The organism is Paenibacillus ehimensis NBRC 15659 (genome assembly GCF_004000785.1).
GTDB lineage: Bacteria > Bacillota > Bacilli > Paenibacillales > NBRC-103111 > Paenibacillus_G > Paenibacillus_G ehimensis.
In genome coordinates this window covers 1-1,869 of sequence record NZ_BILX01000174.1, presented here as the reverse complement: position 1 = coordinate 1,869, position 1,869 = coordinate 1, and the positions used below count along the sequence as shown (strand labels likewise).

Here is a 1,869-nt window from a genome sequence, read left to right as displayed (position 1 = left end):
TGGCGAACAACCGCTTCACGATCGCGCTCTTCGGCGCGTTCAGCGCGGGCAAATCGTCGTTCGCCAATGCGCTGATCGGCGAACGGGTGCTGCCGGTCTCGCCGAATCCGACGACCGCGGCGATCAACAAAATCATGCCTCCGGACCCGGAAGAGGGCTGGCCGCACGGTACGGCCAAAGTACGGATGAAAGCACCGGAACGGCTGGCCTCCGATGTGTTTTATTCGTTGGAAGTTTTGGGTGTAGCTGTAAATTCGATGGAAAAGGCGCTGGCCGCCATTCATAAGCTGGCCGCCGATCAAGTTCCGGGCAAGGGCAAACCGCACTACGCATTTCTTAAAGCGGTCGAGAAAGGCTGGGCGGAGATGAGCCCGCACCTGGGCCAGGAGCTGCGCGTCACGGCTGACGAGTTCGGCCGGTATGCCGCAGACGAGGCCAAGTCGTGCTTCGTCGAGCTGATCGAGCTGTATTATGCGAACCCGCTCACCGAGCAGGGCGTCGTTCTGGTCGATACGCCGGGAGCGGATTCCATTAACGCCCGTCATACCGGCGTAGCGTTCGATTACATCAAGAATGCCGATGCGATTTTGTTCGTTACGTATTATAACCATGCGTTTTCCCATGCGGATAAAGAGTTTTTGCTGCAGCTCGGACGCGTGAAAGACAGCTTCGAGCTGGATAAAATGTTTTTCATCGTCAACGCCGCGGACCTGGCTTCTTCGGCCGAAGAGCTGGAAGGGGTCGTCAAGCACGTCGAAACAAACCTGCTCCAGCACGGTATCCGGCACCCGCGGATCTATCCGCTGTCGAGCTACTACGCGCTCGAAGGGAAAATCCAAGAGGACCGGGAAACGGTCGAGCAATCGGGCATCTTGCGCTTCGAGCGGGAGTTCGTCCGCTTTACGTTCGCGGAGCTGACCGAGATGGCTGTCCGGGCGGGCGATGCGGATATCCGCCGTGCGGCCGATGTGCTTCAGCGCTGGATGGACAGCGCCCGGGCGGACGCTTCGGAGCGCCGGCGCCAAGCCGAAGCGCTGCGTACGGCGCTTGCCGAAGCCCAGAAGCGGCTCGCCGCTCCCGACACGGACGCGGAGGCCCGCGAGCTGTCCAAGGAAATTCAAGAGCTGCTGTACTATGTCAAGCAGCGCACGTCCTACCGCTTCGGCGAGCTGTTCAACACGGCCTTCAATCCGGCCGTCTTCCGCGATGACCGCCGCGATGCGAAAACGGTCATGCAGTCCGCATGGGAGGATCTAAGGCGGATGCTGTCCTTCGACTTGAACCAGGAGGTGCTGGCGACCACGCTGCGGATCGAGAACAAAATCAACCGCATGGCGGCTGCCGCTTCGGAGAATTGGTCGGAAGCCGTCCGGACCGGAGGAATTCCGTCCTTCGAAGCCCCGGGGTTCGAGCCGTTCAAGCTGAACACGCCAGAGCTGAACGCCATGCTGGAGGCGGCAGACGTACAGCCGAAGTGGCTGGCAGGCTTCTTTAAAAATGCGAAGCATTTCTTCGAAGGCGAAGGGAAAGCGGAGCTGCGCCGGGAGCTGGAAGCCCGGCTGAACGGGCCGATGACGCGCTTCGCCGACACACAAGCGGCCTTTCTGGAGCATGCCTACGCGGAGCAGCTGCGCAGCGTGATGCAGGAGCTGGCGGACCGGCTCCGGCAGGCGCTGGAGGAGCACGGCGAAGGGCTGCTCGAAGCGCTCGAGATGAAGATCGACTTGAACGAGCTTCAAGCGAAGCATAGCAAATTGTTGAATTTTATTGGATGAAATGACGATATTTTTAGGGGATTGCGCCTCCTTGTTGATGGGGGCTGAACCGTAAAATCCGAGGTTGTCCGAAAGCGGGCAGCCTCGGATTTTT

Annotated in this window: 1 protein-coding gene; it reads left to right on the top strand. The window is 59.9% G+C overall.

Annotated elements, in window-relative coordinates:
• Positions 1 to 1,775: dynamin family protein (locus PEH01S_RS34160; protein ID WP_174807199.1), on the top strand; the 1,775-nt coding region annotated here is incomplete at its 5' end.
• Positions 1,776 to 1,869 lie beyond the last annotated feature (94 nt).